7 protein-coding genes are annotated in these 6,173 nt (G+C 41.8%); 3 read left to right on the forward strand and 4 right to left on the reverse strand.

The window, feature by feature from the left end:
• Positions 1–246: 246 nt before the first annotated feature.
• From JWV37_RS12370 to JWV37_RS12380, 3 genes are read left to right on the forward strand one after another with little or no spacing between them, the layout of a single operon-like run.
• Positions 247–1,920 (forward strand): carbon starvation CstA family protein, encoded by a 1,674-nt coding sequence (locus tag JWV37_RS12370; RefSeq protein WP_205460168.1) that lies wholly within the window; start codon positions 247–249, stop codon positions 1,918–1,920.
• Positions 1,904–2,161 carry a cory-CC-star protein gene (locus tag JWV37_RS12375; RefSeq protein ID WP_205460170.1) on the forward strand — a complete coding sequence of 86 codons (258 nt, stop codon included), beginning with the start codon at positions 1,904–1,906 and terminating at the stop codon, positions 2,159–2,161. Before JWV37_RS12370 ends, JWV37_RS12375 begins: the two co-directional genes overlap by 17 nt.
• Positions 2,104–3,141: an ArsA family ATPase gene (locus tag JWV37_RS12380; protein ID WP_205460172.1), complete on the forward strand. Its 1,038-nt coding sequence runs from the start codon at positions 2,104–2,106 to the stop codon at positions 3,139–3,141. The genes JWV37_RS12375 and JWV37_RS12380 overlap by 58 nt, the downstream gene beginning before the upstream one ends.
• A 358-nt stretch (positions 3,142–3,499) precedes the next feature.
• On the opposite strand, the gene pdxY is transcribed toward JWV37_RS12380, so the two are convergent.
• From pdxY to JWV37_RS12400, 4 genes are all read right to left on the reverse strand, one after another.
• A complete protein-coding gene (pdxY, locus tag JWV37_RS12385) occupies positions 3,500–4,348 on the reverse strand; it encodes a pyridoxal kinase PdxY (RefSeq protein WP_205460174.1) in 849 nt (282 codons plus the stop codon).
• 85 nt (positions 4,349–4,433) lie between these two features.
• On the reverse strand, positions 4,434–4,859 hold the full coding sequence (locus JWV37_RS12390) for a desulfoferrodoxin family protein (RefSeq protein ID WP_205460176.1): 426 nt from the start codon (positions 4,857–4,859) through the stop codon (positions 4,434–4,436).
• Positions 4,860–4,961: 102 nt separating this feature from the next.
• Positions 4,962–5,801, reverse strand: coding sequence for an ion transporter (locus JWV37_RS12395; protein WP_205460177.1), 840 nt, complete (start codon positions 5,799–5,801; stop codon positions 4,962–4,964).
• 107 nt (positions 5,802–5,908) lie between these two features.
• Complete coding sequence (locus JWV37_RS12400; protein ID WP_205460178.1) at positions 5,909–6,103, reverse strand: hypothetical protein; 195 nt, start codon at positions 6,101–6,103, stop codon at positions 5,909–5,911.
• Positions 6,104–6,173 lie beyond the last annotated feature (70 nt).

The following is a 6,173-nucleotide window of genomic DNA, read 5'->3' on the forward strand; positions in this document are numbered from 1 at the left end:
AATCAACTTATTATAAAAACGAGTAGAAAACCATTTGTGTGTCTTTACATGTAAAGATCATATGACACTTTTATATATTTAACATAAAATATTTTAGAAACTATTAAGACACTAATCTAAAAGTGTAAGACATGTTACTAAAAGTATCAACGTAGTGTAAAATACATTTCATTTTTTTGAAACACGCTTTCAAAAAGGTGGCACCTTGTTAGAATAATCCTAAAACATCTACACTAAGGAGTGTTAATGAATGCAATGGTTTTGCTACTCTTAGGATTAGCAGGTTTGGCTGGAGGATTTTTCCTCTACTCTAAGTTTATTGCAGAACGCATCTTGAAATTAAGCGCAGATTTCAAAACACCTGCCCATGAGTTTGAAGATGGAATCGACTTTGTTCCTACAAACAAATATGTTCTTTGGGGCCACCATTTTACTTCAGTGGCTGGAGCCGCACCAATCGTTGGTCCTGCAATCGCAGTAATTTGGGGATGGTTGCCTGCGTTTATTTGGGTTATTGTTGGTACTATCTTTTTGGCCGGCGTGCATGATATGAGCGCAATCTGGGCAAGTGTACGGAATAAGGGGCAATCTATTGCTTCCATAGCAGGCAAGGTGCTTAGTCCAAAAGCTCGAAGCTTGATGATGGTAGTTGTTTTCTTGCTATTATTGATGGTTAACGCCGCATTTGCTGTAGTTATTGCCAATATGATGGTGGCAACTCCTTCGGCTGTAGTGCCTGTTTGGGGCGCCTTGGTTGTTGCATTTATTATTGGTCAAGCTATTTATAAATACAAACTAAACCTTCCTGTTGTTTCATTGGTGGGCGTAGTCGCTCTTTATTTGCTCATTCTAATTGGACCAAGTGTGCCTGTCTCTTTACCTGATTCTGTATTTGGTATGACACCACACACAACTTGGATTATTATACTTTTTACTTATGCTGCAATCGCATCCATGCTTCCTGTTTGGATGTTGTTACAACCCCGAGATTACATCAACGGACTCCAACTCTTTATTGGCCTTGGATTGTTGTATTTTTCTTTCATTGTTGTTGCGCCAGATGTTGTTGCTCCAATGTTTAATACCAATACACCAGAAGGAACCCCATCTTTGGTGCCACTCCTTTTTGTTACTATTGCTTGTGGGGCAATATCTGGATTCCATGGTTTGGTATCTACAGGAACTACTTCAAAACAGCTTAATAATGAAAAGGATGCTAGATTTGTCGGCTATTTTGGCTCAGTTGGTGAAGGTCTTTTGGCTTTAGCTGCAATCCTAGCGGCAACTGCAGGTTTTGCAACATTAGCAGACTGGGAGGCAATGTATAGCGGCTTTGGTAAAGGTGGTGTGGCTGCATTTGTTCAAGGCGGTGGAGCTATTATGAGTGAAGGCATTGGTATAAGCCCAGAGCTTTCTGCTACAGTACTGACTGTTATGGCGGCTCTTTTTGCTGGAACTACAATGGATACTGGTGTGAGATTACAGCGATATATCTTCCAAGAGTGGGGCGATATTTATAATTTAAATGTGCTTAAAAAAGGTTGGGTTGCAACACTTTTTGCAGTAGGTGCGTGTTTATTGCTAGCATTTGGCGCAGGTGGAATGGACGGTCGAGGCGGCATGATTATATGGCCTTTGTTTGGCACAACCAATCAGCTCATGGCTGGATTGACCTTGCTAATCGTCACAGTGATGCTAATGCGTCAAAAAAGCGCAATAAGATACACGCTAATTCCTCTTATTTTCTTGTTATCGGTTACTTTTGTAGCATTGCTAATTCAATTAGTTGATTTTTACAATAAGAGCAATTGGTTGCTTATTATTATGGATTTGATAATTTTAGGCGCGACTATACTTGTGACACTTGAGGGAATTTCAGTTTTGAAGCGCGAATGGAAAAAGAATGCACCCCAAATTTAAAGCATTTTTGGAGGGGCTTGATGAGTTTTATCACGCCCCCTACCGTCGCACACTAACAGCTGCTTATAGAGATGAAAATGATGTTTTCATGCTCATGGTATTTGCAGAACAACTTGGTGTACCCAATCCCGTCTCGTTTTATACAATGGAATTACTCCCTTTTATGCTAGAAGAGTTCCATGAGTGGCATTTGCGAATGGGAATGGAAAAATCGCCTCTTGGGCACTTTGGATGTTGTTAATGATTCCACAAATTCAAACACCCATTGTATTTGTAGGCGGCAAGGGCGGAGTGGGTAAAACCACCCTCTCTGCCTCAATTGCTTCAAAACTAGCTAAAGAGAGTAAAAAAACTCTCATTGTATCCACAGATCCTGCTCATAGTTTAGGTGATGCACTAGACGTAGAGCTCTCTTCAAAGCCTAAAGCAATATCACCTTTTTTAGATGCAATGGAATTAGATGCCTACGAAGTGACAGATACTCATTTTAGAGGTATTGAAGAGACACTTCAAGGCTATGCAGATCCTAAAATGTTTAAAAAAATAAAAGAACATTTAGAACTAGCGAAAGATTCCCCAGGCGCCCAGGAAGCTGCAATTTTAGAAAGTATTTGTAATCTCATAACCTTGGGAAACAAGTATGAGCATATTGTTTTTGATACGGCACCGACAGGTCATACTATTCGTTTGCTTTCGTTGCCTAGCATTATGAGCGCATGGACCGAGGGATTAATGCGCCACCAAAAAGAGCAAGAAAAAGTTAAAAATGCAGCAGAAGTGTTTTGGGAAAAGAAAAAAGATTATGCTTTTAACCCCTTTAAACCCAGTAGAAAAAATCGTTGGGATAGAGCACTTGAGAAACTAGAGGCAAGAAAAGAACTATTTTTGCAAACAAGTGCAATCTTGACCGACTCGACAAAATCAAGCATTTTTTTAGTAATGATTCCCCAAGTTTTACCACTTGAGGAGACAAAGAGAGCTGTGGAGGCATTGGGAAAATTCTCAATAAATTGTGCTGGAATTTTTATAAATCAAATCATCCCAAAAGACCAAGAGAGTGATTTTTGGCAAACACAAGTTTCCAAGCAAGAGGATATTTTGCAAAAAATCGAAAAATCCCTTGGCGAACAAAATAGATTTTATATCTATCTCTCGCCTAGAGACTTACGAGGGACAGAAGAGCTTGAAAAAATTGACTTCACTCCCTTGCCCATAGGCTAAATTTGGCAACATTCTCTAATGGCACGTCTAATTGGTGCGAAACTGAAGCGACAAGTCCCTATCAATAAAACAAACACTCTGCTTTTCTAAAAATAATTTTTACGGACTCATAGTGTGGTTTTTATTGTTTAAAAAAAAGGTTGGATTTAAAAGAAGACAAGGGGCATCTTACCCCTTGCTAAACGCTAGGATTTTTTAGCTTTTTTCTCTTCGCGCTTTTCTTTTAGGGACTTTTCGGGTTTTTTCTTCGTCTCTTTTTGAACCGTTTTACCTTTTGCCATGACTTCTCCTTTTTTGAAGTGCTTAATCCGTTCAATTCTATAGGAGATAGGCTTAAAAGCAAGTGCGCTATTTTTCCCTACAGTGCCTCCACTTCAAATCGCCACGAAGGAGCGATGATCTCTTCCTGAGCGGCCACAAGGAGGATTTCCCTAGAACCTTCTAGTTCGGTTTTTTTGAGCAACCCATACACCGAAGCTGCTGCTTCGCCAAGGGCGGTTTTCACGCAACGTGTACGCAAATAATGCACAAAAAACAACGCCGAGATGATATCCCCCGCTCCATTAAGAGCAACATTAAGCTTGGGTGTACGCACCCGCCAAAACTCCCCATCCGCACCCGCCACCAAATCCAACGCGTCGTGCGGCGTTTCATCCAAATGCACCGAAGTGACTAGCACGATGCGCGGCCCTTTGGCCTGCACGGCCTTAATGGCCTCTTTGAGAGCCTTTACATGTAAAGCTTCCTGCCCCCAAAGGTACTCTAGTTCAAAATGATTGGGGGTGATAATGTCTGCGACCTTTAGCGCATGTTCGTTCATGAACTCAGGAATCCCTGGTCGCACAAAGATGCCGCGCCCCACATCGCCAATCACAGGGTCACAGCAATACAGCGCCTTGGGGTTGGCCTTTTTAGTCTGCTCCACCGCGCTTAAAATCGCGTACCCCAAGTCAGGCGAACCCATATAGCCTGAAAGCACACCATCACAACGCCCTAACACTTCGCGCTCTTGCAAGCCCTCAAGCAACTCATCCACCGTGTGACCATCAAACACGCGCCCTTTCCATGAGCCATATCCCGTGTGGTTGGAAAACTGCACCGTGTGAATGGGCCACACTTCCACGCCAAGACGTTGTAAGGGAAACACCGCTGCTGCGTTACCCACATGGCCATAAGCAACATGGGATTGAATGGATAAAATATTCATAATAAATGCCTTGAAAGTTTTGGGTATTGTAGCAAAATGTGGTGAAGGAGTAGTTGCAGAACACCCCCAAGTGGGGGTGCAAAAATTAAACAGTAAGGGTGGCGCTAAAGTTTCCGTGTAAATTACAGCGTGCAATGGCACGAAGTGTTTTTACCTCTTTCAATTGAACACGTGCGGCAAGGTAGCCACGAGAAACTGTTGGCTCTAAATCAACCACGCCCACGCGCTTGTCGCCCGCAAAAAGTTCAACTTGGTAAACCCAGTGGTTATCAACACTTGGGTGAATAATTCCTTTTTGTCCCACAGTTACCTCTACAAGGCTAAACCCTGCGGCATCAGCACTTCCAACGCTAATTTCTGGCGTATGTTTAAGTTCATACTCTGTAGGATTTTTAGGGTCTTTGAAGTCGTAGTCGTTTTTATTAACAATAAGCTTCTCATCATAGGCAACCGCGCCTGTAGCCAATAAAGAAGCACCTGCTAAAACTTTCATCGCATCACGTCGTTCCATGTTGACTCCTCTTAAGATGTGACAAAAGTATAATATTTTTATTCTTAAATTTAAATATATTTCGCCATTTTAAGCAAAAAAAAAGCTTTACATGTAAAGAACCTACGCGTTCAGTTTCTCACCGCATTGCATACAAAAGTGCGCTGTGTGCTCATGACCACTGTGCCCACAGGCTCCACACGCCCTTCCATCGCCTCTTTTTTGCAATGAAGCGGCAAGTTCAGCGGTATAGATTCCCGTAGGCACAGCAATGATGCCATAACCAATCAAAATCAACACCGAGGCAAAAAATTGCCCCAAAGGTGTCACAGGCGAGATGTCTCCATACCCAACCGTGGAAACACTCACAAGTGCCCAATACATGCCCGTTGGAATACTCGTAAAACCATTTTCTGGCCCTTCTATGATAAAAATAATCGCTCCAAAAATAGTGATAATCGTCAGCATCGCTAGCAAAAAAACAAAAATCTTACGCCAACTTTTGTAAAGAGAATCAAGGAGTACGCTGGTTTCTTTAGTATAGCGACGCATGTGCAAGATTTCAAAGATGCGCAAGATGCGCAAGATTCTAAGCACCACCAAATAGTGAGCCCCCGCAAAGAAAAGGGAAAGGTACATGGGTAAAAGTGCCAGCAAATCGATAACACCGTAAAAACTACGCGCAAAACGCAATGGATGCGTGACAACCATCAAGCGCACTACATATTCCACGGTAAAAAGCACCGTAAACACCCACTCCATTTGGAGCAACACGTTGCCATATTCTGTGTTGATTCCATCAATAGAATCAAGCAATGTAACACCTACACTCAGTAAAATAATACAAATTAACGTCACATCGTACCACTTGCCGCGTTTTGTGTCGTGCTCAAAAACCACATCAAATAAAAACTGGCGCCATTTAGTGCTTTCGTTGGGAGCAGGTGTGTAAAACCGTGCCATCTGTTCTCCTGTGTCTCTTTGTGAAAATTATAGTAGAAAATGAGGGGCTTTACTGCGAAAGGGAGAAAAAGAGAAAGGCCACTTCCCTAAAAAAGTGGCCCCGAAAACTAGCCTACAATCTTTTTATTGATTTTTTTGGCAACTTTTTTGGCGATTTTTTTAGCTTCTTTTTTCTTTTCTACGCCTTCTTTGACTAACTTTTTAGCAACTTTTTTGCTAACCTCTTTCAGGTCTTTTTTCTTGGAGACCTCAGAAGAGGCTTTTTGTGAAATCTTTTTGATTTCCTTTGGGCTAAGAATCATGGTTTCTCCTTGTGATGATCTTGGCTTCATTGTACCAACAAAGTGTTTGCAAAGTCAAAAACGTAGAAAT

It is taken from the genome of Sulfurospirillum tamanense, assembly GCF_016937535.1.
Lineage (GTDB): Bacteria > Campylobacterota > Campylobacteria > Campylobacterales > Campylobacteraceae > Sulfurospirillum_B > Sulfurospirillum_B tamanense.

Coding starts and splice junctions, on each gene's coding strand:
- pdxY (WP_205460174.1), bottom strand. CDS start 4,348: ATGAATATTTTATCCATTCAATCCCATGTTGCTTATGGCCATGTGGGT.
- JWV37_RS12375 (WP_205460170.1), top strand. CDS start 1,904: ATGCACCCCAAATTTAAAGCATTTTTGGAGGGGCTTGATGAGTTTTAT.
- JWV37_RS12400 (WP_205460178.1), bottom strand. CDS start 6,103: ATGATTCTTAGCCCAAAGGAAATCAAAAAGATTTCACAAAAAGCCTCT.
- JWV37_RS12395 (WP_205460177.1), bottom strand. CDS start 5,801: ATGGCACGGTTTTACACACCTGCTCCCAACGAAAGCACTAAATGGCGC.
- JWV37_RS12390 (WP_205460176.1), bottom strand. CDS start 4,859: ATGGAACGACGTGATGCGATGAAAGTTTTAGCAGGTGCTTCTTTATTG.
- JWV37_RS12370 (WP_205460168.1), top strand. CDS start 247: ATGAATGCAATGGTTTTGCTACTCTTAGGATTAGCAGGTTTGGCTGGA.